Genomic DNA, 25,631 nt, shown 5'->3' with positions numbered 1-25,631 from the left:
AACGTGCTGCATCACACGGTTCAGCGCGTCTGAGGAAACGTGAGGAACCTTATGATGGGATCACGAACCCAGCCGGAGCCGTGATGAAAGCCGTCGCCCTGAGTCGTGAATACGCGCCCGCCCTGCGTGATGTCCTCCTGCCACCGCCGCTGCCTCCTCGCGGCCGCGATCTGCTGGTGCGGATCGAAGCGGTTTCGGTCAACCCCGTCGATGGCAAGCAGCGGGCCGCCACCGATCCAGCCACCCTTGAGGTTCCCCGGGTGCTCGGCTGGGACGCAGCCGGCGTGGTCGAAGCCATCGGTGACGAGGCCAGCCTGTTCGCCTCCGGTGACGAGGTCTACTTCGCCGGTGACGTGACCCGACCGGGCTGCAACGCCCAGTACCAGTGGGTTGATGAGCGCCTGGTCGCGCGCAAGCCGACCACGCTCGATTTCGCTGAAGCGGCCGCGCTGCCGCTGACCACTCTCACAGCCTGGGAACTGCTGTTCCAGCGCATGCCGCTGCAGCTCGATGGCCGCCGCCACGTGGGCCAGCACCTGCTGGTGATCGGCGGCGCCGGCGGCGTCGGCTCGATGGCGATCCAGCTGGCACGCCATGCCGGTTTCGAGGTGATCGCCACCGCCTCGCGCGAGGCCTCGATCGACTGGTGCCGACAGATGGGGGCCGCGCATATGATCGACCATCGGCAGCCACTGCAGCCCCAGTTGCAGGCGCTGGGCATCGATGCGGTGCAGGTCGCGCTCAATCTGGCCGACACCGACCACTACTGGGATGAACTGGGCCAGCTGCTGGCACCGCAGGGCCACGTCGGCCTGATCGTCGAGCCGCGGGGTGCACTGCGCATCGGCGATCCCTACAAGGCCAAATGCATCGGCATCCACTGGGAATTCATGTTCGCGCGTTCGCGCTTCGCCACCGCCGACTGCATCGAACAGCACCGCATCCTCAGCCGTGCGGCCAGCATGATCGATGCCGGCCAGCTGCGCGGTACGCTCAATGAGACGCTGGGCACGATCAATGCGGCCAACCTGGACATCGCGCATCAGCGCCTGGCCAGCGGGCGCACGGTGGGCAAGCTGGCGCTGGTCGGCTGGGACGACTGACGCCGCAGTGCGGAGCCGATCAGGGGCTCGGCTCTACACCACAGCCTCTACGCGGGATCGACGCTACCTGTAGCGGCGGATTGGCCGGCATCTGTATCTATGGATGACGCAGAAACGGCGATACGGTGGAAACAGATTCCCGCCCCCCCCCGGACCGCCATGCCCACCGCCCTGCCCTTGCGCCTGCTGCAATTGATCACCGGCCTGTTCCTGTACGGCTTCGGCGCCTCGCTGATGATCCGCGCCGCCATCGGCGTGGCACCCTGGGATGTTCTGTCGCAGGGCATCGCCGCGCAGACGCCGCTGTCATTCGGCCTGGCAACCAATGCCATCGGTGCATTGGTGCTCCTGCTGTGGTGGCCCCTGCGGCAGAAGCCGGGCCTCGGCACCGTGCTCAACGTGATGCTGATCGGCCCCTCCGCACAGTTCGGGCTGTGGCTGCTGCCGCCGGCCGTCGGCCTTGGCTGGCAGGTGGCGATGTTCTGTGCCGGCATGCTGCTGGTGGCGCTGGCCACCGGCCTGTACATCGGTGCCCGCCTTGGCCCGGGGCCACGCGATGGCCTGATGACCGGTCTGCATGCCCGTGCCGGCTGGCCGATCTGGAAGGTGCGCAGCCTGATCGAAGGCAGCGTACTGCTGCTGGGCTGGTGCCTGGGCGGCAATGTCGGCCTCGGCACCCTCGCCTTCGCCCTGCTGATCGGGCCGCTGTGCGGAGTGACGCTGGGCTGGTTCGGGATCGGTCGGCCTGCTCCGGTAGTGCCGGCCGCTGGCCGGCAACCGCAATCGCCCTGAGTTGACCGGAATGCCGGCCAGCGGCCGGCACTACCGCCCCCGGAGTTCGGGGGCAGCGCCGCAGGCGCGGGGGGGTTGGAGGCCGGTGAGTGGGGCCCGCGATTCGCGCAGCGAAACGCGGGAGCGACAGCACGCATGTGCCGAGCGCACCCGGCCAGCGGCCGACACTACCAAACCGTCAGACAGCGGCCAGCCCTCCCAAAGAAGCGGCCCTTGCCCCGGCCGCCGTTTCGCGGCACGCTTCGCGCTTCCGTACGCAAGCGTATCGACCATGTCGCCAGCCAACGAAAGCGCCTATCCCCACCTGTTCGCCCCGCTGGATCTGGGCTTCACCCAGCTGCGCAACCGCGTCCTGATGGGTTCGATGCACACCGGCCTGGAAGATCGCGCCCGCGACTTCCCACGGCTGGCGGCCTACTTCGCCGAGCGCGCCGAGGGCGGCGTCGGCCTGATCGTCACCGGCGGCTTCGCGCCCAATGTGGTCGGTTGGCTGAAGCCATTCGGTGGCAAGCTGTCCTGGCCCTGGGAAGTGCGGCCGCACCGCCAGCTCACCGCCGCCGCGCACCAGCACGGCGCGAAGATCTGCCTGCAGTTGCTGCATGCCGGCCGCTATGCCTACCACCCGTTGTCGGTGGCACCGTCGAAGCTGAAGGCACCGATCAACCCGTTCACCCCGCGCGCATTGTCGGCCAGCGGCGTAGAGCGCCATATCGCCGACTACGCTCGCAGCGCGAAGCTGGCCCGCGAGGCCGGCTACGACGGCGTGGAAGTGATGGGCTCGGAGGGCTACCTCATCAACGAGTTCATCGCCCCGCGCACCAACAAGCGCGCCGATGCCTGGGGCGGTGACGCGCGCCAGCGCATGCGCTTCGCGGTCGAGATCGTGCGCCGCATCCGCGAGGCCTGTGGCCCGGACTTCATCATCATCTACCGCCTGTCACTGGTGGATCTGGTCGACGACGGCAGCGACTGGGACGAGATCGTTCAACAGGCGCAGGCGATCGAGGCGGCTGGCGCAACGATCATCAATTCCGGCATCGGCTGGCACGAAGCGCGCATTCCGACCATCGCCACCTCGGTGCCGCGCGCGGCCTTTGCCGGCGTCACCGCCAAGCTCAAGCCGCATGTGAAGGTACCGCTGGTGGCGACCAACCGCATCAACATGCCCGACGTTGCCGAACGCATCCTGGCCGGTGGCGGCGCCGACATGGTGTCGCTGGCACGCCCGCTGCTGGCCGACCCGCAGTGGCCGAACAAGGCCCGTGCCGGCCGCGCGGAGGCGATCAACACCTGCATCGCCTGCAACCAGGCCTGCCTGGACCACGTGTTCGAGAACAAGCTGGCCAGCTGCCTGGTCAATCCGCGCGCCGCCCACGAGACCGAGCTGGTCTATCGTCCCACTGCTACGCCGAAGACGGTTGCGGTGGTCGGCGCCGGCCCCGCCGGCCTGGCCTGCGCCACTGTCGCTGCCCAGCGTGGCCACCAGGTCACCCTGTTCGATGCCAATGATGAGATCGGCGGCCAGTTCAACGTGGCCAAGCGCATCCCCGGCAAGGAAGAGTTCCACGAGACCCTGCGCTACTTCCGCCACGCGCTGCAGGAGACCGGCGTACAGCTGCGCCTGGGCACCCGCGTCGACGCTTCCCAACTGGCTGGCTTCGACGAGGTGGTGCTGGCCACCGGCATCACCCCGCGCAAGGTCGATTTCCCCGGTGCCGATCACGCCAAGGTGGTGAGCTACCTGGACGTGCTGCTGGCACGGGTCGAAGTGGGCGCCAATGCGGCGATCATCGGCGCCGGCGGCATCGGCTTCGATGTCGGCGAATTCCTCAGCCACGCCGGTGAATCCCCCTCGCTGGATCCGCAGCGCTGGATGGCCGAATGGGGCGTGGACCCCAGCTTCGAGGCACGCGGCTCGCTGGGTCGGCCCGAGGTCGAGCCGTCACCGCGACGCTTGTGGCTGCTGCAGCGCAGCCCGGGCAAGCCGGGCGCGCGGCTGGGCAAGACCACCGGCTGGATCCATCGCGCCACGCTGAAGGCCAAGGGCGTGCGCATGCTCGGTGGCGTCGAGTACCTAGGGGTGGACGACGAGGGCCTGCGCATCCGCGTGGACGGCAGCGAACAGCTGCTGCCGGTCGACCATGTGGTGATCTGCGCCGGGCAGGAACCGAACCGCACGCTGCAGGCCGAACTGCAGGCGGCCGGCATCAACGCGCAGCTGATCGGCGGTGCCGACGTGGCCGCCGAACTCGATGCGAAACGCGCCATCGACCAGGGCAGCCGGGTCGCCGCCGCGCTCTGATGAGCGCCTGAATGGGGGACGGAATGTGATTTCCGTCACCCCGGTTGAACCTGAATGTCAAGCCGAGCGGTTCACGATGCGTTCGGCTATGCCCCCCTACCTTGCGCCATCTTTCCGCTCACCAGCCAGTTTCCGGTGAGCCGGCGCAGTCCCCACGATCGGTACTGATCGTTTCTTTTGGGGCTGCCCACGGGGCGGCCCCGATGGCCGCCTCCCCATGACGCCAAGTCGTCCCCCACCTCCTGTCGCCCCGCGGCCGGAACCGGAGGGTGCGGCCCATACGGAGCAAGGAGTTATATGAAACTGGCCTGGATTCTCTGGCTGTCGCAGTTGTTGCCTCAGCCGGCCGCTGATTCACTGTGTTTGAGCACCACCGTCTACCTGGAAGCCCGCGACCAGACCCTGCGCGGCCAGCAGGCTGTTGCCGAGGTCGCCCTGCGCCGTCTCGACAGTGGCCTGTGGGGCGACTCGATGTGCCAGGTGGTCACCGCGCGCAAGCAGTTCGCACCGACCATCGTCTCCCCCGGCACCCAGCTGGGCAATGACGCGGCGTGGAGCGAAGCGATGAACGTGGCTTTCGACGCCGAGCGCAACTGGGCGCTGCCGGCCGGCGAACGCCGCGAGATCGTGCCCGGTGCCAGCCACTTCGCCGCGCTGTCCATCGCCAGCCCGAACTGGCGCAACGCCTACCAGGTGGCGACCATCGGCGATCACACCTTCTACAAGGTGCAGAACCTCAAGCCGCGGCAATCGTAACGATCCGTGCTGGCGGCAGCGTTGCCGGCCGCCGCCGGGCTCTGGGATAGTGGGCGTTTCCCGCCCGCATCACCTGGAGTTCCCATGAAGCTGTACAGCAAGCCCGGTGCCTGTTCCACCGCCGACCACATCGCCCTGCAGTGGACCGGCCAGCCGTTCGAGGTTGAACTGCTGAACAAGGACACCCTGAAGGGTCCGGAATTCCTGAAGATCAATCCGGCCGGTGCCGTTCCCGCACTGGTCGACGGCGACTTCGTGCTGCTGCAGAACGCCGCGATCATGGGCTACATCGCCGACAGCTTCCCGCAGGCCGGCCTCGGCGGTGATGGCAGCCCGCGCCAGCGCGCCGAAGCCACCCGCTGGCTGGCCTTCGTCAATTCCGACGTGCACCCGGCCTTCTCGCCGCTGTTCGCGCCGGGCAAGTTCATCGCCGACGAGAGCCAGTACGACGCGATCCGCGCCGCCGCGCACAAGCGCCTGCGTGGCCTGTTCGAGACCGCTGACAGGCAGCTGGCCGACAAGCCCTGGCTGGCCGGCTTCCGCAGCTTCGCCGACCCGTACTTCTACATCACCCTGCGCTGGGCCGCCGGTACCAAGGTTGATCTGTCCGGCCTGGACAACCTGGCCGCCTACAAGGCACGCATGGACGCCGATGCCGGCGTGCAGGCCGCGCTGAAGGCCGAAGGCCTGGCCTGACCTTGGTCAGGGGTCAGAGCCGTTCGCGTGGCGAACGGATCTGACCCCATCGGCTACCAGGCGGCTCCGCCCCCCTCGATTTCATTGGCGCGATCAGCCGATCTGGCGGATCACTTCCCCCTTGGCATCGCGCAGGTAGGTCGGCACCACCTCGATACGCAACCTTCCTGCCAGCGGGTAGACCCCGCGCTCGGAGTGCACCCCTGCCAGGGCCTGCAGGCCCGCCTCGTCCAGTGACCAGCGCGCGCTGTCGGCGGATACGTCCGCCACTTCACCGCCCCCGTCCGCGATGAACTCCCACTGCCGCTCGCGGCTGACCAGTTCCAGCGATCTGCCGTGGCGCAGGCGCAGCGGCAGCAGTTCGCACACGCTCGCCACCTGGCCGGCGCCAAGCACCAGCGTGGTCATGCCCGCCTCCTGGCGCCAGTCCAGTGTCTCGATGAACAGCATGCCGGTGCTGGAGCCTTCGCGCTCGCTGCCGGCCCGCACCTCTGCCGCCAGCGCAGGGTCCTCCAGCAGGTTGCCGCGGTGCAGGTCGCTGACCCACAGCGGCATTGCCGGCTGCAGCGCCTGCAGCACGCCGCGCGTAGACCAGCGCTTGACCGCCTCCATTTCCTCATCGGTCAATCCGACCAGCTGCAGGAACTGCAGGTGGCCATTGGCGGTGTCGCGTGCCGGCAACTGCGGGTCGGCAATGAAGGCCAGGTGGCACAACCGCGTGTCGGTCTCCAGTGCGATCGGGCCGTTGGCATTCAGATGGTGGCCATCCTCGAACACGTTGCCGCTGCCGAACACATAGCGCGCCAGGTTCTGCAGCAGGTTCATCGGCCACACCGGCGGCGTGCTGTCGGCGTTCTCAGCGGCTTCGGCAGCGAGACGGAACGTCAGCTCGAAACCATAGCCGCTGGCGGCAGCATCACTGCTCTCCTTGGCATACAGCTCGGAGAAACCGTAGGTGATGTAGTGCCAATGCGGAACCGGCGCATCCGCCCAGTACACGCTGATGCCATCCAGCGGATCCTGGCCGCCGAGCGTGTAGGGAAGCGCGGTGCCGTAGTGTCGCGGCTCCTGCCCGGCATACAGCGGCGAAAGCGCCGCATTGATCGCGTCCCAGCCGGGGGTGTCGGTGTCATCGTGGTCGTCCTGCACGCGGAACTCCTTGTGGGGAAGTGAACCGATCACTTTACGCGGTGGCTCAGGCCTGCACGACCTCTTTGCCAGCGTTTACTACGGCGGACTGGGTTTCCTGCCACCAGCGCTGGGCCAGCGCCGGGCTGCGCGCCTTGCCCACCGCCGCCAGCAGTTCCGGGCAAAGGCGTTCCAACGCCAGCGCATCGGTGCAGCGTTCGATCTTCAACTGCATGAAGTAGCCCTTCAGCCCCAGATGGCGCCGCACCGCCTCGCTCATCGCGTCGTACAACTGCTGGTACAGCGCCGGGTCCTGTTCGCGGCCGGTGCTGATGCCACGCGCCGGAGCGGCCTCTACGCTCCCGCCGATCACCTCGATCAGTCCCTGTGCGGCCAGCTGCTCCAGTGCATCCGGAGGTGCGCGCAGGCCATCGAACAAGCCGCGCAGTTCGGTGTCATCGCGATGGCCATCGACCATCAGCAGGATTGAACGCAGTGCCGCCGGCAGGCGCCGGCCACGGTCTTCGATTTCCTGACGGCCAGCAGCCGTCTTGGCGTGCAGCAATGCCATTGCATCCCCCTCCCTTGATGCGCCATGCCGGCGCACCCTCACGGGCACGCCCCCCTGTGTGCCACCCCTGGGCGGCGCGCGCATTCCCCGGCGCGCACCGCGTGTTGCAGGTCGATGACAGGGCGAGCTTAGCGCAAGTGCAGCGGGTAGTGCCGGCCGCTGGCCGGCAACCTCGGGATTGAGGGGGGGCCGGCCAGCGGCCGGCACCACCGGATCAACGGCCCAGCGCGCGGCGGATCTCCTCCAGCGCGCTGGGGTCGTCCAGCGTCGACAGGTCGCCCGGGTCACGCTGCTCAGCCAACGCCTGCAATGAGCGCCGCAGCAGCTTGCCCGAACGGGTCTTGGGCAGCGCGTTGACCACGTGCACATGCGCCGGGCGCGCGACCGCACCAAGCGAAGTCGTCACCGTCGCCATCATCTCGGCCACCACCGGCGCCGGATCCTCGCCTTCAAGCCCCTGCTTGAGGGTGACGAACACCAGCGGCACCTGCCCCTTCAGCTCGTCCTTGACCCCGATCACGGCAGCCTCGGCCACGCGCGGATGGCTGGAGATGGCCTCCTCGATCTCGCGCGTGCCCAGACGATGCCCGGCCACGTTGATCACATCGTCGGTACGGCCGAGGATGAAGGTATAGCCATCGTCATCGCGGATCGCCCAGTCCAGCGAGCTGTACAGCAGTTCCTTGAAGTGGCTGAAGTAGCTCTGCAGGAAACGGCTGTCGTCGTTCCACACCGTGCTCATGCAACCCGGCGGCAAGGGCGGCGACACCACCAGCACGCCCTTCTGCCCCGGTGCCACTTCCTCGCCGGTGTTCTCGTCGATCACCTTCATCCGGTAGCCGAGATTGGGGAAGCCCGGTGAACCGAAGCGCACCGGCTTCATCTCCAGGCCCGGCAGCAGGGTCAGTGCCGGCCAGCCGGTTTCGGTCTGCCAGTAGTTGTCGATGATCGGCTTGCCCAGCGCTTCGCTGATCCAGTGCGCGGTGGGCTCGTCCAGCGGCTCTCCGGCCAGGAACAGATACTTCAGGGCGCGCAGGTCGTGGCGATGGATGAAGTCCGCGTCATGCTTCTTCAGCACGCGGATGGCGGTGGGTGAGGAGAACATGGTGCGCACGTTGTACTGTTCGCACAGCGCCCACCAGATACCCGGGTCCGGATTCGTCGGCAGCCCCTCGTACAGCAACGAGGTGCAGCCACCGATCAGCGGGCCGTACACGTTGTACGAGTGGCCTACCGCCCAGCCGACGTCGGAAGTGGAGAACATCACCTGGCCCGGCTTGCAGTCGAACACGGTCTCCATCGACTGCGCCATCGCCACCGCGTAACCACCGACATCGCGCTGCACGCCCTTCGGCTTGCCGGTAGTACCGGAGGTGTACAGCAGGTAGCTCGGCTCGCTCGCTTCCAGCCACTGTACCGGCACATCGACTTCACCAACCTGTGCACGCAGCGCGGCGTAGTCCACGTCGCGACCCGGCACGCGGGGTTCGGCGGCATCCAGCCCACGCGAGACGATCAGCACGTGTGGCGGAGGCGACGCCGCTTCGGCGCAGGCCGCGTCGACCATCGGCTTGTACGGAATCAGCTTGCCACCGCGCATGCCGGCATCCGCTGCGATCAGCAACTTCGGCTTCGCATCGTCGATGCGCAGCGCCAGGTTGTGCGCGGCGAAGCCACCGAACACCACCGAGTGCACCGCACCGATGCGCGCGCAGGCCAGCATCGCGAACACGGCTTCGGCCATGTTCGGCATGTAGATCACCACGCGGTCACCGTGGCCGACGCCGAGATGCTTGAGCACGGCGGCGAAGTCGTTCACTTCGCGATACAGCTGGCGATAGGTGATCTCGCGGGTGCTGTTGGTTTCGGTGGAAATCGCAACCAGCGCGAGCTGGTCGGCGCGCGTTGCCAGGTGGCGGTCGACGGCGTTGTAGCAGAGATTGGTTTCGCCGCCGACGAACCAGCGCCGGAACGGCGGGTTGCTGTAGTCGAGCACCTGCTGCGGCGGTTTGTGCCAATGGATGCGCTTGGCTTCCTCGCCCCAGAAGGCCTCCGGCTCGTCGATCGAGCGACGGTAGGTTTCCTCGTAGTTCATGACGCAGCCCTCCCAGACAAAGTCATGGGTTCGAGGATAGTCCGGCGCTGGCGCGCGGGCCGCCCTACCTTGGTAGGGGGTGGGTTTTTCATGCAGGGCTGCGCCCTGCACCTGCCGAAGCCGAAGCCGAAGCCGAAGCCGAAGCCGAAGCAACAGCAGAAGCTGGCTAACTTGGGGATGGCGGGGTGGGTCCGGTGGCGGGAGACGCCGTAAACCCGTCCATGGGGGCTTGGCCGCGGCATCCATGCCGCGGACACTCCCGCCACCGGACCCACCCCGCCTTCGACAGATTCCGCGATCTGCCGGAACGGCATATTGTTCTGGTAGGTGTCGACCTTGGTCGACACGGTAGATCCACGCCATGCGTGAATGATTCATTCGATATCTGACAGAAAAAGCGTGTCGACCAAGGTCGACACCTACCAACAGCTGCGCGGAACAACGGCCACCGTTACCAACAGCCGACTGAACCTGTCGAAGGTGGGGCGGTGTCGGAGTGCGGGGTGTCAGCCGCATGGATGCGGCTGCCAAGCCTACACGGACGTACTTGCGGCGGCCCCGCACTCCGACACCGTCCCGCCAACCCACGTATAGCCCGCTTTTGACATTGACGTTGATTCTGCGGGTGCAGGGCTGCAAGCCCTGCCGACCCCCTAGAACGGAGCCGCGGACTCGAACGCGAGCGCCTCGCCCGTCAGCGGATGCGTGAACCGCAGGCTGCGCGCATGCAGGTGCACGCGCTGCGCCGGTGCCGCGTCATACAGCACGTCGCCAACAATCGGATGGCCAATACTGGCCATGTGCAACCGCAGCTGATGGCTGCGGCCGGTGATCGGTTCCAACGCCACGCGCGTGCGCCGCGCTTCAACATCGCGCACCAGCACGCGCCAACGCGTCAGCGCCGGCTTGCCACGCTCATGGTCGACCATCTGCTTCGGCCGGTTCGGCCAGTCCACGATCAGCGGCAGGTCCACTTCACCGGCATCGCTTTCGATCACACCCTGCACGACGGCTTCATACCGCTTGCCAACCCGGCGCTGCTCGAACTGCATCGACAACGCCGCCTGCATGTCCTTGCCACGCGCATGCAGCAGCAGTCCGGAAGTCACCTGGTCCAGGCGGTGCACGGTCAACGCATCCGGGTACAGCGACTGCAGGCGCGCGACGACGCAGTCCTGGTTCTCGGCGCTGCGGCCGGGCACGGACAGCAGGCCGGCGGGCTTTTCAGCCACCAGCAGCGCGTCGTCGATGTAGTGCAGGTGGATCATGCGGTTCCAGGAATTCCAAATGAAAACGGGGAAGCCGAAGCCTCCCCGTTTTCTGCGTACCGACCAGCGGTCGGTACCTACCTTGATGCAAGACGTACCGACCGGAGCCGGTACCGCCTGCATCAGCCCAGCAGGTGGGCGACGCCGGCGCGCTCTTCTTCCAGCTCGGCCAGGGTCTTGTCGATGTACTTCTGGCTGAAGTCGTCGATCGGCAGATCCTTGACCAGGGTGTACTTGCCGTTCTCGGTGGTCACCGCGAAACCGAAGATCACGCCTTCCGGAATGCCGTAGGAACCGTCGGACGGCACGCCCATCGTGACCCACTTGCCGTTGCTGCCCAGCACCCAGTCACGCACGTGGTCGATGGCGGCATTGGCGGCCGAAGCGGCCGAGGACGAGCCACGGGCTTCGATGATCGCCGCGCCGCGCTTGCCGACGGTCGGGATGAACGTGTTGGCGTTCCACTCCTGGTCGTTGATCGCATCGGCGATCGAGGCGCCGTCGGCGGTGGCGAAACGGTAGTCCGGGTACATGGTCGGGCTGTGGTTGCCCCACACGACCAGCTTCTCCATGCCACCGACCGGCTTGCCGAGCTTGGCCGACAGCTGGCTCAGCGCGCGGTTGTGGTCCAGGCGCAGCATGGCGGTGAAGTTTTCCGGCTTCAGGTCCGGGGCCGACTTCATCGCGATGTAGGCGTTGGTGTTGGCCGGGTTGCCGACCACCAGCACCTTCACGTCGCGGCTGGCGACCTTGTTCAGCGCCGCGCCCTGGGCGGTGAAGATCTTGGCGTTTTCCAGCAGCAGGTCCTTGCGCTCCATGCCCGGGCCACGCGGACGTGCGCCGACCAGCAGAGCGATTTCGGCGTCCTTGAACGCGACTTCGGCGTCATCGGTGCCAACCATGCCGGCCAGCAGCGGGAACGCGCAGTCTTCCAGCTCCATCATCACGCCCTTCAGGGCGGCCTGGGCCTTGTCGACCGGCAGTTCCAGCAGCTGCAGGATGACCGGCTGGTCCTTGCCCAGCATTTCGCCGGAGGCGATGCGGAACAGCAGGGCATAACCGATCTGGCCGGCGGCGCCGGTCACGGCAACACGAACGGGTGCTTTCATGGGGGTTTCCTCTTGCTTGCAAGCGTTTGATGGGACGCCGCGGGCATGGCCACGCAGGCCGGGCGGGCGGCGGGGAACAGGGAAACGGCCACCCGTGGGTGGCCGTTTCGAAGGGGGTCAGGCGGCGAGGTGCTTGTTCCACTCCGCGACGCGGTCGGCCTGGGCGGCCAGCACGGCGTCGACGTCGCCTTCCAGGGTGATCGAATGGATCACGTCGCCCTGCTTGACCGAATCGACGATGGCCTGGCCTTCCAGGACCTTGCCGAAGACGGTGTGGCGGCCGTCCAGCCAATCGGTCTTGATGTGGGTGATGAAGAACTGGCTGCCGTTGGTGTTCGGGCCGGCGTTGGCCATCGACAGCGAGCCGACCTCGTGCTTCACGCCATTCTTCTCGTCTTCGAACTTGTAGCCCGGCCCGCCGGTGCCACGACCCTGCGGGCAGCCGCCCTGGATCATGAAGTCGGCGATCACGCGGTGGAAGATCAGGCCGTCATAGAAGCCGTGCTTGACCAGGTTCACGAAGTTGGCCACGGTCAGCGGCGCCTTGTCGGCGAAAAGCTCGACCTTGATCGGGCCCTGGGTGGTGTCGAAAGTGGCGATGAGGGACATGAAGATCCTTGGTGCAAAGGGGAATGCGTCTAGCCACCTAGTTTACACCTGCCTCGTGGCGGCGGTGCCTTCGACCATCGGTGGAGCCCCCGCCTTCAGCCAGCGGAAGGTGAGCCGGGGGGCCCGTCCTGGCGACCTCGGCCGAAGCGGCGGACAGCCAGCTGAATGGGCCGTTTGGCCGGCGTGAAATCCACCTTTTCGCGAATCGTCAAGTTCGACGTATAATGTTGGACTTCTTTTTCCAAATCCGGCGCCGACTGGCCCCCTTTCGTATGTCCATCGAAAATCTTCGCAACATCGCCATCGTCGCCCACGTCGACCATGGCAAGACCACCCTGGTCGACCAGCTGCTGAAGCAGTCCGGCACCCTGTCCGAGCGCACCGTCCTCGCCGAGCGCGTGATGGACAGCAACGACCAGGAAAAGGAACGCGGCATCACCATCCTGGCCAAGAACACCGCCATCACCTGGGAAGACAAGAAGACCGGCATCAAGAACCGGATCAACATCGTCGACACCCCCGGCCACGCCGACTTCGGCGGTGAGGTCGAGCGCGTGCTGTCGATGGTCGACACCGTGCTGATCCTGGTCGATGCGATGGACGGCCCGATGCCGCAGACCCGCTTCGTGACCCAGAAGGCCTTCGCGATGGGCTTCAAGCCGATCGTCGTGGTCAACAAGGTCGACCGTCCGGGCGCCCGTCCGGAGTGGGTGATCGACCAGGTCTTCGACCTGTTCGACAAGCTCGGTGCCACCAACGAGCAGCTGGATTTCCCGATCGTCTACGCCTCGGGCCTGAACGGCTACGCGGGCCTGGAAGACACCGTGCGCGACGGCGACATGACCCCGCTGTACGAAGCGATCATGCAGCACGCGCCGAAGCCGGAAGTGGACCCGGAAGGCCCGTTCCAGATGCGCATCAGCCAGCTGGACTACAACAACTTCGTGGGCGTGATCGGCATCGGCCGCATCCAGCGCGGCACCCTGAAGAAGAACATGCAGGTCGCGGTCATTGACCGTGAAGGCAAGAAGCGCAACGGCAAGGTGCTGCAGGTGCTGGGCTTCATGGGCCTGGAGCGCATCGAGCAGGATTCGGCCGAGGCCGGCGACATCGTGGCCATCTCCGGCATCCAGGAGCTGACCATCTCCGATACCATCTGCGCACCGGACTTCCCGGAAGCCCTGCCTGCGCTGACCGTCGACGAGCCGACCATCTCGATGACCTTCCAGGTGAACAATTCGCCGTTCGCCGGCAACAAGGACCTGTCCGGTGGCAAGTTCCTGACCAGCCGCCAGATCAAGGACCGCCTGGACCGTGAAAAGGTCCACAACGTGGCCCTGAAGGTCGAGCAGCTGGAAGACGCCGACAAGTTCCTGGTCTCCGGCCGTGGCGAACTGCACCTGTCGGTGCTGATCGAGAACATGCGCCGCGAAGGCTACGAGCTGGCTGTGTCGCGCCCGGAAGTGATCATCAAGGAAATCGACGGCCAGCTGATGGAGCCGATCGAGCAGCTGGTGGTGGACATCGAAGAAATCCACCAGGGCGGCGTGATGGAAAAGCTGGGCACCCGCAAGGGCCAGTTGAAGAACATGGAATCGGACGGCAAGGGCCGCGTGCGCCTGGAGTACCAGATCCCGGCCCGTGGCCTGATCGGCTTCCAGAACGAGTTCAAGACCCTGACCCAGGGTTCGGGCCTGCTGTTCCACGTGTTCGACCACTACGGCCCGAAGGAACAGGGCGCCATCGCCAAGCGCATCAACGGCGTGATGATCGCCAATGCGCCGGGCGTCACCCCGGCCTACTCGCTGGGTCCGCTGCAGGAACGCGGCAAGCTCTTCGCTGCCGAAGGCGACAACGTGTATGAAGGTCAGCTGGTCGGCATCCACTCCAAGGACAACGACCTGACCGTCAACGCGATCAAGACCAAGCCGCTGACCAACATGCGCGCTTCGGGCAAGGACGATGCGATCCAGCTGACCCCGGCGATCAAGTACTCGCTGGAACAGGCCCTGGACTTCATCGAAGACGACGAGCTGGTCGAGATCACCCCGAAGGAGATCCGCCTGCGCAAGAAGTTCCTGACCGAGAGCGACCGCAAGAAGGCTTCGCGCGGCGGCTGAGCCAGCACCCCGTGAACCAGAGCGGCTACAACCCGGATCCACACCGGCATCCAGGTCTGCACGTCATCGCCCTGCTCGAAGCGAGCAAGGCGATGCTGGCGCTGTTGGCCGCCACCGGGCTGGAAGTGCTCGGACCGCAGCCGCTTCGGCACGGCATCATGGTCCTGATCCGGCGTTTCAGCCTGGATCCGGACCATGGCACCCTGCCCTCGCTGCTGCATATGATCAGCCCCGACGCGGTCCACCTGGCCGCGGCGGGGATGATCGGCTACGGCCTGCTGCACCTGGTCGAAGCCTGGGGCTTGTGGCGGGCCAAGGCCTGGGCCTCCTGGCTGGGCTGCCTGACTGCCTCGCTGTACCTGCCCTTCGACATCTTCGCGATCATCCGCCACCCCGGCTGGCCGTCGTGGACGATCCTGGCGATCAACCTGATCGTGGTCTACGTTCTCGCCCGCGACCTGCGCAAGCGCCACCGCTGAGCACCGGCTACACTGGGGATTGGAGCCGACCAAGCCGCCCCATGCGCCCGTCCTTGCCGCCTCTGCTGACCTGCCTGCTCGCCGCGCTGCCTGCGCTGCTTTCGGCTGGCTGCAGCCCGGCCACGCCCAGCGCGCATGCGGCCGAACCTGCGAGCCGCAACGTGCCGTTCCCGTACGCTGAAACCGATGTTACCGACCTGCAGGCGCGGATGACCGCCGGTGAACTGGACAGCACCACCCTGACCCAGGCCTACCTGCAGCGCATCGCCGCCCTGGATCGGGCCGGCCCCCGCCTGCGCGCGGTGATCGAGCTCAACCCCGATGCCCTGAAGGAAGCCGCCGAACGCGACCGCGAGCGCCGCGATGGGCACCTGCGCGGACCGCTCCATGGCATCCCGGTACTGCTGAAGGACAACATCAACGCCGCACCGATGGCCACCAGTGCCGGCTCGCTGGCCCTGCAGGGGTTCCGCCCTGACGATGCGTATCTGGTGCGGCGCCTGCGCGAGGCCGGGGCCGTGGTGCTGGGCAAGACCAATCTCAGCGAATGGGCCAATTTCCGCGGCAACGATTCGGTGTCCGGCTGGAGCGCGCGCGGTGGCCAGACCCGCAATCCCTATCGCCTCAGCCACTCGCCTTGCGGCTCCAGCAGCGGCAGCGCGGTAGCGGTGGCCGCCAACCTGGCCAGCGTGGCGATCGGCACCGAAACCGACGGCAGCATCGTCTGCCCTGCGGCGATCAATGGCATCGTCGGCCTCAAGCCGACCGTCGGCCTGGTCAGCCGCGATGGCATCATCCCGATTTCCTTCAGCCAGGATACTGCGGGGCCGATGACACGCAGCGTCGCCGACGCTGCGGCCGTACTGACCGCAATTGCCGGCCGCGATGATGCCGACCCGGCCACCGCAACCATGCCCGGCCGTGCGGTGTACGACTACACCGCGCGGCTGGATCCGCAGGGACTGCGTGGCAAGCGCATCGGCCTGCTGCAGACGCCGCTGCTGAAATACCGCGGCATGCCGCCACTGATCGAACACGCCGCCACCGAGCTGCGTCGGGCCGGCGCCGTCGTGGTGCCGGTGGAGCTGCCCAACCAGGGCGCCTGGGCCGACGCCGAACGCAAGGTACTGCTGTACGAGTTCAAGGCCGGGCTGGAGCGTTACTTCAGCGCCCACCGCGCTCCCCTGCACAGCCTGGCCGAATTGATCGCCTTCAACCGGGCGCACAGCAAGCAGGAACTGGGCCTGTTCGGCCAGGAACTGCTGGTGGAAGCTGACGCTACCGCTGGCTTGGCCGACCCCGCCTATATCCGCGCACGCAGCGATGCGCGCCGGTTGGCGGGCCCGGAAGGCATCGATGCGGCCCTCGCCGCCCACCAGCTCGACGCCCTGGTCGCGCCGACCACCGGCGTTGCGTGGCCGATCCGCAGCGAAGGCGACGACTTCCCCGGCGAGAGCTACAGTGCCGCCGCCGTCGCCGGCTATCCCAGCCTCAGCGTGCCGATGGGCCAGATCGATGGCCTGCCGGTCGGCCTGCTGTTCATGGGCACCGCCTGGAGCGAACCGAAGCTGATCGAAATGGCGTACGCCTACGAACAGCGCACCCGCGCGCGGCGGCCACCGCACTTCGGCACCGACACGCTGATCGACGCCGGCGAGCCTTGATCCGGTAGTGCCGGCCGCTGGCCGGCGCTACCGTTCGGGTTCCGGCTCCATCGGCACGATTGCCGCCTCACCGTCTTCAGCCCCCGGCGAACGCACATCTGCAGTGCGTGCACGAGGACCTCGCGGCATGTCCAGCTCGTCTGCATGCTGCAGCCGCGCACGCAGCTGCGGCAGCGAGTGCGGATGCTCACGCGCGAGGAAATCGAGCATGCGCTCGCGTACCAGGCAACGCAGGTCGAACGCGTCGCCGGAGCTGCGCGCACTCACCAGCAGGCGCACCTGGATCGCACGCTCGCTGGTTTCGGTCACCTGGGTCACGCAGACCCGGCCATCCCACAACGCTTCGCCCCGGCAGATGCGCTCCAGTTCAGCACGGATCGCCGCAATCGGGGCACGATAATCCAGCCACAGGAAGGCTGTGCCGAGCAGGTCAGCGCTACGCCGCGTCCAGTTCTGGAAGGGGTTCTCGATGAACCAGGTCAACGGCACCACCATCCTCCGCTCGTCCCAGATGCGTACCACCACGTAGCTGCTGCCGATCTCCTCGATGCGTCCCCACTCGCCCTCGACGATCACCACATCGTCCAGCCGGATCGGCTGGGTCACTGCAATCTGCAGGCCAGCGATCAGGTTGCCGAACACTGGCTTTGCGGCGATACCGGCCACCAGGCCGATGAGGCCCGCCGAGGCCAGCAGCGCGGTGCCGATCTTCTGCACCATGGGAAAGGTCAACAGCACCAGCGAAGCACCCAGCACGATGATGCCGCCCATCAGCACTCGGCTGAGCACCCGCGTCTGGGTCTGGATGCGGCGCGCTTCCAGATTATCGGAGACATCGATGGGATGGCTGCGCAGGATGGCCCGCTCACCCGCTGCCACTGCGCGTACCAGCAACCAGATGAAGCAGGCGGTCAGTGCGATATGCAGCACCCGTTGCAGGTTGCCCAGAAGGGGATCCTGCAGCGGCGTGGCCTGCAACGCAGGAATCAACAGCAGCAGCGGCCATGCGGTGGCCATTGGCAGCCCGAGCACACGCCCGATGCGCGCGCGCCGCCGATCACGCCCTTTCAGCCGATGATAGATCCACAGGATCAGCCACGCGCCGATACCGCCCACCACCACGGCCAATCCCAACGGCCATGCGTAGGCCTGTGCGCTCTGCCAGTGCACCCTTGTCACCTCCAGTCGAACCGCCAAGTGGACAGCCTCGCGCATGGCACATGAGCGTCACGTCAGTCGTTTGTAAGGAGGGTGTTGGTCGGCAGGGCTTGCAGCCCTGCACCTGCGGTAGTGCCGGCCGCTGGCCGGCAACCTCAACAGCATCAGCCGAAGCAGAAGCGGGTTTGCTGTGGGATGGCGGGGTGGGTCCGGTTGCGGGGGGCGCTGCAAGTACGTCCATGTAAGCTCGGTCGCCGCATCCATGCGGCTCACGCCCCCGCAACCGGACCCACCCCGCCTACGACAGATCTCCGCGATCTGCAGTAGATCCACGCCATGCGTGGATGAATCTCCATCGGAATCGAATATTTCGAATTGGATTCCAAAAGCATCCACGCATGGCGTGGATCTACCGTGTCGACCAAGGTCGACACTTACCCGCAGCCGCCGGAATTCGTAAGAGGCGGGGCGGTGTCGGAGTGCGGGGTGTCAGCCGCATGGATGCGGCTGCCAAGCCTACAAGGACGTACTTGCGGCGTCCCCGCACTCCGATACCGCCCCGCCTTCCCACGGAATGCCCGCGTTTGACGTTGAAGTTGACGTTGATTCGGCAGGTGCAGGGCTGCAAGCCCTGCCGCAACGCACTTACCGCACTTGCTCCTGCTTGCGCACGATCGCCATCGCGATCTCCAGCGACTGCTCGTAGTTCAACCGCGGGTCCACCGTCGAACGATACGCACGCTCCAGGTCGCGCTCGGTCAGTTCGCGCGCGCCGCCGATGCACTCGGTCACGTCCTCGCCGGTCAGTTCCAGATGCACACCGCCCAGGCGCGTACCGGCGGCCGCATGCAGATCGAACGACATCTCCACCTCGCCACGCACGTTGTCGAAGCGGCGTGTCTTGAAACCGTTGGCGGTGCTTTCGGTATTGCCATGCATCGCATCGCACACCCACAGCACGCGGCGACCATCACGCTTGACCGCGTCCAGCAGCGGCGGCAGTTTCTCTGCGATCTGCGTTGCGCCCATCCGGTGGATGAAGCTCAGGCGGCCCGGCTCGTCATGTGGGTTGAGCACATCGATCAGGCGCAGCAGCTGGTCCGGCGTCACCGACGGGCCCACCTTGATCGCAATCGGATTGCGCACGCCACGCAGGTACTCCACGTGCGCGCCATCGAGCGCGGCCGTGCGCATGCCGATCCACGGGTAATGCGTGCTCAGGTTCAACCAGCCCTGCTGGCGCGGCACCTGGCGGGTCAACGCCTGCTCGTAGGGCAGCAGCAGCGCTTCGTGCGACGTGTAGAAGTCGATGCGGTTGAGGTTGTGCACGCGGGCCCCGGCCAGGGTCTCCATGAAGTGCACCGCATCGCCGATCGAGGCCACCATCTTCTGGTACTCGGCCGCCAGCGGCGAGTGGCTTACCCACTCCAGGTTCCAGTATTCGGGGTGGTGCAGGTCGGCGAAACCGCCGTCGATCAGCGCACGCACGAAGTTCATCGTCATCGCCGAATGCGCGTGGGCCTGCAGCATCCGCTTCGGGTCCGGCAGGCGTGCTGCCTCGGTGAAGGCCGGCGCGTTGATCACATCGCCGCGGTAGCTGGGCAGGGTCACACCATCGCGGGTCTCGGTGTCGGCCGAGCGCGGCTTGGCGTACTGGCCGGCGAAGCGGCCCACGCGGATCACCGGCTGGCGCAGGCCGTGCACCAGCACCAGGCTCATCTGCAGCAACACCTTCAATCGGTTGGAAATGGTGCCCGATTCGCAGTCGCTGAAATTCTCGGCACAGTCGCCGCCCTGCAGCAGGAAGCGCTTGCCTTCCTGGGCCTCGGCCAGCTGCTGCTTCAACGCCAGGATCTCCCACGAGGTGACCAGCGGCGGCAGCCGCTTCAGCTCGTGCAGAGCGGCGTCCAACGCCACCGGGTCCGGGTAGGTCGGCATCTGCAGCGCGGTCTTGCCACGCCAGCTCTCCGGCGACCAGGCAGCGCCAGCGGTGGTCGCGTCGGAATCGGAGGCGGGCGGAACGGCGGACAGGCTCATTGCAGACTTCCGGGGTGGGGGGCGGCCATGGTCGCAGAGCCAGCCGCTGACGCAAAGGCCCACCCCCACCGCCCCGGCCACCTGAACGGCAGGGAAAGGCCAAAGCCAGCAGCCAGATCCAGCATGGCCAGCCGCAGGGGACAGGCGCATGATTTGTTACGGAGTAACACTTACACGTCATGGACCGGCCCCTTCCACGCCCAGCCGCCCCCTCTCTCACCATGAAGCCCTCGCCCCTCGCTACCGGTATTACCTTCGCCCTGGCCTTGGCCAGCCTGCCCGCCTTCGCCGCAACGGCCGACGACACCTCTTCCTCCGTCAAGGACCTGGACGCGGTCACCGTCCACGCCCAGCTCGACCAGGCCCGCAACGCGCTGTCGCCGGACATCGGCAGCAGCCAGTACCAGATCACCGCCGAGGACATCCAGAAGCAGCCGCTGGGTGCCTCCGCGCCGCTCAGCCAGGTACTGCTGCAGGCCCCGGGCGTGGTCCAGGATTCCTATGGCGGCGTGCACGTGCGCGGCGACCACGCCAACCTGCAGTACCGCATCAATGGCGTGCTGCTGCCCGAATCGATCTCCGGCTTCGGCCAGACACTGGATGCACGCACCATCAAGAGCATCCGCCTGATGGATGGCGCGCTGCCGGCGCAGTTCGGCGAGCGCACCGCTGCAGTGGTCGACATCACCACCCGCAATGGTGCCGAGCTCGGCAATGGCGGCAGCGCCGGTCTGACCGCAGGCTCGTTCGGCAAGATCAATCCGAATGCCTCGTGGTGGGGCAACCAGGGGCGATGGAGCTGGTTCCTGACTGGCAACTACGACCAGAACGAGGTTGGCCTGGAAAACCCGACCCGCTCGCGCAAGCCGCTGCACGACGACACCCACCAGGGCAAAGCGTTCGCTGACCTCACCTACCTGGTCAACGAGAACACCCGCCTGAGCGTGTTCGCCGGCTTCGCCAACAACCGCTTCCAGATCCCGGTCAACCCCGGGCAGACCCCGCAGTTCGGTTACCTGGACACCACCACCTTCGACTCCAGCCAGCTGGATGAAACCCAGCGCGAAACCACCCGCTTCGGCATGCTGGTGCTGCAGGGCGCGCTGGGCAGCACCGCCTACCAGCTGTCCGCCGGGCAGCGCTACAGCGATGTGGCGTTCAACCCGGATGTCATCGGCGACCTGGTATTCAGTGGCGTCGCCTCGCAGGTGCAGCGCAGCAACCGCGCCAACACGCTGCAGGCCGATTTCTCCACCCCGCTGGGCAACGACCACACGCTGCGCTATGGCCTGTACGGCAACTACGAGAACGCGCGGGCCAGCAACAGCAGCTGGGTGTTCCCGGTCGATGACGCCGGCCAGCAGTCCAGCACCACGCCGCTGCTGATACCTGACCGCAGTGCCTTCCATGCCAGCACGCTGGCGTTGTACGTGCAGGATGAATGGAAGATCGGCGACGACTGGACCGTCAACTACGGCCTGCGCGGCGATCGCTACAAGGCCTTTGGCCACACCGAGGGCCAGCTCAGCCCCCGCGTGGGCGTGGCCTGGAATGCCAGCGACAGCACCACCGTGCATGCCGGCTATTCGCGTTACTTCACGCCGCCGGCCAGTGAGCTGATCGCCAGCAGCGATATCGCGCTGTACGACGGCACCACCAACCAGCAGCCGAGCGGCGGCAACAACACGCCACTGGCCGAGCGCAGTGACTACTACGACATCGGCGTATCGCATCAGCTGGGCGAACACCTGACCCTGGGCTTGGACGCGTACGACCGCCGTGTTGCGCGCCTGCAGGACGAAGGCCAGTTTGGTGCCGCCTACATCTATTCGACGTTCAACTACCGCCGCGGCCATATCCGTGGCCTGGAGTTCAGTGCCGACTACAGCAACGGTCCGTTCAGCGCTTACGTCAACGCGGCGTACAACAAGGCCATCGGCACCCAGGTCATCACCAGCCAGTACAACCTCGATCCAGAGGCGCTGGCCTATGTGGCCAACCACTGGATCCACCTCGACCACGACCAGAAGCTGACCTCATCGGGCGGCTTCAGCTACGCCTTCGCCGGCCACAACCGGGTCGGCGCCAACTACGTGTTCGGTAGCGGCCTGCGTTCGGACATCGAGGGCGTGCCCAACGGCGGCGAGCTGCCATCCTACCTGCAGGTGAACCTCAGCGCCGGGCACGATTTCAATGCCGACAGCGGGCATCCGCTGCACGTGCAACTGGCCGTGATCAACGCATTGGATCGCAGCTACCAGCTGCGCGATGGCGGCGGTGTTGGCGTGTTCGCGCCGCAGTGGGGGCCGCGCCGTGGCGCCTACCTGAGCCTGCAGCAGGATTTCTGAGGACGCCAGGGTGCCTGGGGTCGGACCCCTTTCCGCAGGAGAGGGCTCCGACCCCGCCTTAGTTCAGCGCTTGACCTTGCGCAGCGACACCACCAGCGACCACAGCGCCAGCAGCACGAACCACACGCCCGACCACATCGGCATGGTCAGGCCCAGGAACGTCCAGTCGATATTGCCGCAGTTGCCGGTACCGGTCAGCACCGTGCGGAACACTTCCAGCGGCCCCATGGTCTCGCGCAGGAAGCTCAGCGGCGGGCCGCAGGTCGCCCCCATCTCCGGTGGCAGCATCTGCACGTAGACGTGGCGCGCAGCGATGCCTACGCCGACCGCGGCGGCAATGAAGGCGAGCACGCCGTAGGTTGCCCGGCCAGGACGGTTGGAGGGCCCGTGCAGTGCACCGATCAGGAACAGCAGGCCCAGCGCGGCGAACGCCAGCCGCTGGAAGATGCACAGCGGGCACGGCTCCAGGCCCATCTTCAGCTGCAGGAAGATCGCGTAGCCCAGCAGGCCGGCGCAGATCAGGAAGCCCAGGAAGAACTGGGCGCGGAAGGGCCAGCGCAGTGGATTCATCGTCAACGCTCGAATGGATCAGGCGCCAAGCGTAACCGAGAGTGCATGCCATTCGAACCGCCACAGGTGACGCCTGTCGGAACGGTGCGGGTCAGATCCCGCAGAAACGCAAAAGCCCGGCAGAGGCCGGGCTTTCGCTGTGTCGCATTGGAGCGGTCCGATTACTCGGCCACTTCCTCGGCCACGACCGGACGGTCAACCAGCTCGACGTAGGCCATCGGCGCGTTGTCGCCAGCGCGGAAGCCGCACTTCAGCAGGCGCAGGTAGCCGCCCGGACGGTTCGCGTAGCGCGGGCCCAGGATGGTGAACAGGTTGCCCACGGCTTCGTTGTCGCGCAGGCGGGCGAAAGCCAGACGGCGGTTGGCGACGGAGTCGACCTTGGCCAGGGTGATCAGCGGCTCGGCAACGCGGCGCAGTTCCTTGGCCTTCGGCAGGGTGGTCTTGATCAGCTCGTGCTTGAACAGCGAGGCGGCCATGTTCTTGAACATCGCTTCGCGGTGGGCGCTGGTACGGCTGAACTTACGGCCAGACTTCTGGTGACGCATGGTGATATTCCTTGGTTAATGATGAGGCTGTGCGGATCGTTGTCGCCATCCTGGCGTTGCTGCGCGGACTGCGGATGGTCCTGGCCGCCCGTCCTGGACGACCTGCCCGCGAACCTGCGGTTCGTCGTGGCATGGTGTGGTGCGTTGAAGGCCCCACCGCGAACGGTGGAGCCTTCAGGTATTACCGATATCAGCCCAGCATGCCGTGGCTGGCGACGCCGGCCGGCGGCCAGTTCTCCAGCTTCATGCCGAGCGACAGGCCGCGCTGAGCCAGCACTTCCTTGATCTCGGTGAGCGACTTCTTGCCCAGGTTCGGGGTCTTCAGCAGCTCCACTTCGGTCTTCTGGATCAGATCGCCGATGTAGTAGATGCTTTCAGCCTTCAGGCAGTTGGCCGAACGCACGGTCAGCTCCAGATCGTCGATCGGGCGCAGCAGCACCGGATCCACGCCGTTGTTGGCCGGCTTGGCCGCACCGCGGTCGCGGTGGGTGAAGTCACCGAACACCGACAGCTGGTCGCTGAGGATGTCGGCGGCGGTGCGCACGGCTTCCTCGGCATCGATGGTGCCGTTGGTCTCGATATCGATGACCAGCTTGTCCAGGTCGGTGCGCTGTTCGACACGCGCCGCTTCCACGGCATAGGCGACACGGCGAACCGGCGAGAACGAGGCATCCAGGACCAGGCGGCCGATGGCACGGGTTTCTTCGTCCGGACGACGACGCGCGGCAGCCGGCTGGTAGCCGAAACCACGTTCGATCTTCAGACGCATGTTGATCGCCGTATCCTTGGTCAGGTGGCAGATCACATGGTCGCCGTTCAGGATCTCCACATTGTGGTCGACCTTGATGTCGGCAGCGGTGACAACGCCCGGGCCCTGCTTGGACAGGGACAGAGTGGCGCTGTCGCCGGAGTGCATACGGATGGCCACATCCTTCAGGTTGAGCAGGACTTCGAGCACGTCCTCCTGCAGACCTTCGACCGTGGTGTACTCATGCAACACGCCGTCGATTTCGACTTCCGTGATGGCGAAGCCCGGGATGGACGACAGCAGCACGCGACGCAGGGCGTTGCCCAGCGTATGCCCGTAACCCCGCTCCAAAGGTTCGATAACGACCTTTGCACGGGTGTCGGTAAGGCGTTCGATCTGCGGACCGCGAGGACGCAGAACCTGGTTGGCGGTAACCGTCATGTTGCGGGTTCTCCTAGTGAACCCCCGGCCGTCGCCGGGGGCTCTCCAATGTGAATTACTTCGAATACAGCTCGACGATCAGCGCTTCGTTGATGTCCGCAGGCAGATCCGAACGATCCGGAACAGCCTTGAAGATGCCGGTGAACTTGCCGGAATCCACTTCAACCCACGACGGGCTCAGGTCATGCTGGGCGGCGACGGTCAGGGCTTCCTGGACGCGCAGCTGCTTGGCAGCCTTTTCGGACAGAGCGATGGCGTCGCCAGCCTTGACCTGGTACGAAGCCAGGTTGACCGACTTGCCATTCACGGTGACGCCGCGGTGCGACACCAGCTGACGGGCAGCCGGACGGGTCACGGCGAAGCCCATGCGGTAGACGACGTTGTCCAGGCGGGTTTCCAGCAGCTGCAGCAGGTTCTCGCCGGTGTTGCCCTTCTTGGTCGAGGCCTTCTTGTAGTAGTTGCGGAACTGACGCTCCAGCAGGCCGTAGATACGCTTGACCTTCTGCTTTTCACGCAGCTGGGTGGCGTAGTCGGACAGCTTGCCCTTGCGGGCAGTGGCGCCGTGCTGGCCGGGCTTCTGCTCCAGCTTGCACTTGGAGTCCAGCGCACGCGCCGGGCTCTTCAGGGACAGGTCGGCGCCTTCGCGGCGGGCGAGCTTACAGGTAGGACCGATATAACGAGCCATTTCTTATCGCTCCCTTTAGACGCGACGCTTCTTCGGCGGACGGCACCCGTTGTGCGGGATGGGCGTCACGTCGATGATGTTGGTGATCTTGTAGCCGACGTTGTTCAGCGAACGCACGGCCGACTCACGGCCCGGACCCGGGCCCTTGATGCGGACTTCCAGCGACTTCACGCCGTAGTCCAGCGCAGCACGACCGGCCTTTTCAGCAGCCACCTGGGCAGCGAACGGGGTCGACTTGCGCGAACCGCGGAAGCCAGCGCCACCGGAGGTCGCCCACGACAGAGCGTTGCCCTGGCGGTCGGTGATGGTGACGATGGTGTTGTTGAACGAAGCGTGGACGTGGGCAACGCCGTCGGTGACGACGCGCTTGATCTTCTTCTTGGTCTTAGCAGCGGGCTTAGCCATTT

22 protein-coding genes are annotated in these 25,631 nt (G+C 66.3%); 9 read left to right on the top strand and 13 right to left on the bottom strand.

Features of this window, described 5'->3' with window-relative positions; translation table 11 throughout:
* Positions 1-83: 83 nt before the first annotated feature.
* The 5 genes from ACSYHF_RS04210 (at position 84) to ACSYHF_RS04190 (ending at position 5,649) form a co-directional block, all read left to right on the top strand.
* Complete coding sequence (locus tag ACSYHF_RS04210; RefSeq protein ID WP_005415436.1) at positions 84-1,103, top strand: zinc-binding alcohol dehydrogenase family protein; 1,020 nt, start codon at positions 84-86, stop codon at positions 1,101-1,103.
* Positions 1,104-1,262: 159 nt separating this feature from the next.
* Positions 1,263-1,895: a membrane protein YczE gene (yczE, locus tag ACSYHF_RS04205; protein ID WP_139726767.1), complete on the top strand. Its 633-nt coding sequence runs from the start codon at positions 1,263-1,265 to the stop codon at positions 1,893-1,895.
* A gap of 271 nt (positions 1,896-2,166) precedes the next feature.
* Positions 2,167-4,197: an FAD-dependent oxidoreductase gene (locus ACSYHF_RS04200; RefSeq protein WP_197598404.1), complete on the top strand. Its 2,031-nt coding sequence runs from the start codon at positions 2,167-2,169 to the stop codon at positions 4,195-4,197.
* Positions 4,198-4,494: 297 nt separating this feature from the next.
* On the top strand, positions 4,495-4,953 hold the full coding sequence (locus ACSYHF_RS04195) for a cell wall hydrolase (RefSeq protein ID WP_004154513.1): 459 nt from the start codon (positions 4,495-4,497) through the stop codon (positions 4,951-4,953).
* An 84-nt stretch (positions 4,954-5,037) separates the two neighbouring features.
* Positions 5,038-5,649: a glutathione S-transferase N-terminal domain-containing protein gene (locus ACSYHF_RS04190; protein ID WP_100477630.1), complete on the top strand. Its 612-nt coding sequence runs from the start codon at positions 5,038-5,040 to the stop codon at positions 5,647-5,649.
* 93 nt (positions 5,650-5,742) lie between these two features.
* Here ACSYHF_RS04190 and ACSYHF_RS04185 read toward each other — a convergent pair whose 3' ends face one another.
* The 6 genes from ACSYHF_RS04185 to ACSYHF_RS04160 form a co-directional block, all read right to left on the bottom strand.
* Positions 5,743-6,798, bottom strand: coding sequence for a suppressor of fused domain protein (locus ACSYHF_RS04185; protein WP_005415432.1), 1,056 nt, complete (start codon positions 6,796-6,798; stop codon positions 5,743-5,745).
* A 46-nt stretch (positions 6,799-6,844) separates the two neighbouring features.
* Positions 6,845-7,348: a hypothetical protein gene (locus tag ACSYHF_RS04180; protein ID WP_005415431.1), complete on the bottom strand. Its 504-nt coding sequence runs from the start codon at positions 7,346-7,348 to the stop codon at positions 6,845-6,847.
* A gap of 214 nt (positions 7,349-7,562) precedes the next feature.
* Positions 7,563-9,443, bottom strand: coding sequence for a propionate--CoA ligase (prpE, locus tag ACSYHF_RS04175; RefSeq protein WP_005415430.1), 1,881 nt, complete (start codon positions 9,441-9,443; stop codon positions 7,563-7,565).
* A 653-nt stretch (positions 9,444-10,096) separates the two neighbouring features.
* Positions 10,097-10,711 carry an RluA family pseudouridine synthase gene (locus tag ACSYHF_RS04170; protein WP_111128987.1) on the bottom strand — a complete coding sequence of 205 codons (615 nt, stop codon included), beginning with the start codon at positions 10,709-10,711 and terminating at the stop codon, positions 10,097-10,099.
* 122 nt (positions 10,712-10,833) lie between these two features.
* Positions 10,834-11,820, bottom strand: a complete 987-nt coding sequence (locus ACSYHF_RS04165; protein WP_447576099.1) for a malate dehydrogenase — start codon at positions 11,818-11,820, stop codon at positions 10,834-10,836.
* A 117-nt stretch (positions 11,821-11,937) separates the two neighbouring features.
* Positions 11,938-12,429, bottom strand: coding sequence for a peptidylprolyl isomerase (locus ACSYHF_RS04160; RefSeq protein ID WP_005408225.1), 492 nt, complete (start codon positions 12,427-12,429; stop codon positions 11,938-11,940).
* A 272-nt stretch (positions 12,430-12,701) separates the two neighbouring features.
* Between ACSYHF_RS04160 and typA the strand changes: the two genes are divergently transcribed.
* From typA to ACSYHF_RS04145, 3 genes are read left to right on the top strand one after another with little or no spacing between them, the layout of a single operon-like run.
* Positions 12,702-14,549 carry a translational GTPase TypA gene (gene typA, locus ACSYHF_RS04155; RefSeq protein WP_005415427.1) on the top strand — a complete coding sequence of 616 codons (1,848 nt, stop codon included), beginning with the start codon at positions 12,702-12,704 and terminating at the stop codon, positions 14,547-14,549.
* A gap of 11 nt (positions 14,550-14,560) precedes the next feature.
* Positions 14,561-15,028: a DUF2127 domain-containing protein gene (locus ACSYHF_RS04150; protein WP_005415426.1), complete on the top strand. Its 468-nt coding sequence runs from the start codon at positions 14,561-14,563 to the stop codon at positions 15,026-15,028.
* 41 nt (positions 15,029-15,069) lie between these two features.
* On the top strand, positions 15,070-16,692 hold the full coding sequence (locus tag ACSYHF_RS04145; RefSeq protein WP_005415425.1) for an amidase: 1,623 nt from the start codon (positions 15,070-15,072) through the stop codon (positions 16,690-16,692).
* A 27-nt stretch (positions 16,693-16,719) separates the two neighbouring features.
* On the opposite strand, the gene ACSYHF_RS04140 is transcribed toward ACSYHF_RS04145, so the two are convergent.
* Positions 16,720-17,907 (bottom strand): mechanosensitive ion channel family protein, encoded by a 1,188-nt coding sequence (locus tag ACSYHF_RS04140; protein ID WP_315974235.1) that lies wholly within the window; start codon positions 17,905-17,907, stop codon positions 16,720-16,722.
* 588 nt (positions 17,908-18,495) lie between these two features.
* Positions 18,496-19,887 (bottom strand): class II 3-deoxy-7-phosphoheptulonate synthase, encoded by a 1,392-nt coding sequence (locus tag ACSYHF_RS04135; RefSeq protein ID WP_053500150.1) that lies wholly within the window; start codon positions 19,885-19,887, stop codon positions 18,496-18,498.
* A gap of 221 nt (positions 19,888-20,108) precedes the next feature.
* Between ACSYHF_RS04135 and ACSYHF_RS04130 the strand changes: the two genes are divergently transcribed.
* Positions 20,109-22,235, top strand: coding sequence for a TonB-dependent receptor (locus ACSYHF_RS04130; protein WP_447576098.1), 2,127 nt, complete (start codon positions 20,109-20,111; stop codon positions 22,233-22,235).
* A 63-nt stretch (positions 22,236-22,298) separates the two neighbouring features.
* Here the strand turns inward: ACSYHF_RS04130 and ACSYHF_RS04125 are convergent, their stop codons facing one another.
* The 5 genes from ACSYHF_RS04125 to rpsK form a co-directional block, all read right to left on the bottom strand.
* Positions 22,299-22,805 carry a disulfide bond formation protein B gene (locus ACSYHF_RS04125; protein WP_053500146.1) on the bottom strand — a complete coding sequence of 169 codons (507 nt, stop codon included), beginning with the start codon at positions 22,803-22,805 and terminating at the stop codon, positions 22,299-22,301.
* A 161-nt stretch (positions 22,806-22,966) separates the two neighbouring features.
* Positions 22,967-23,350: a 50S ribosomal protein L17 gene (gene rplQ / locus ACSYHF_RS04120; protein ID WP_005408217.1), complete on the bottom strand. Its 384-nt coding sequence runs from the start codon at positions 23,348-23,350 to the stop codon at positions 22,967-22,969.
* A 190-nt stretch (positions 23,351-23,540) separates the two neighbouring features.
* Positions 23,541-24,539, bottom strand: a complete 999-nt coding sequence (locus tag ACSYHF_RS04115; protein WP_005408216.1) for a DNA-directed RNA polymerase subunit alpha — start codon at positions 24,537-24,539, stop codon at positions 23,541-23,543.
* A 55-nt stretch (positions 24,540-24,594) separates the two neighbouring features.
* The gene (rpsD, locus tag ACSYHF_RS04110; RefSeq protein ID WP_004145446.1) at positions 24,595-25,224 is read right to left on the bottom strand and encodes a 30S ribosomal protein S4; all 630 of its coding nucleotides are present in this window, start codon (positions 25,222-25,224) and stop codon (positions 24,595-24,597) included.
* Positions 25,225-25,239: 15 nt separating this feature from the next.
* Positions 25,240-25,629 carry a 30S ribosomal protein S11 gene (gene rpsK / locus ACSYHF_RS04105; RefSeq protein ID WP_004145443.1) on the bottom strand — a complete coding sequence of 130 codons (390 nt, stop codon included), beginning with the start codon at positions 25,627-25,629 and terminating at the stop codon, positions 25,240-25,242.
* Between the last annotated feature and the right edge of the window lie 2 nt (positions 25,630-25,631).

The organism is Stenotrophomonas maltophilia group sp. P373 (genome assembly GCF_053295075.1).
Note: the sequence above shows the minus strand (reverse complement) of the source record. Positions and strands in the feature narration are given on the sequence as shown.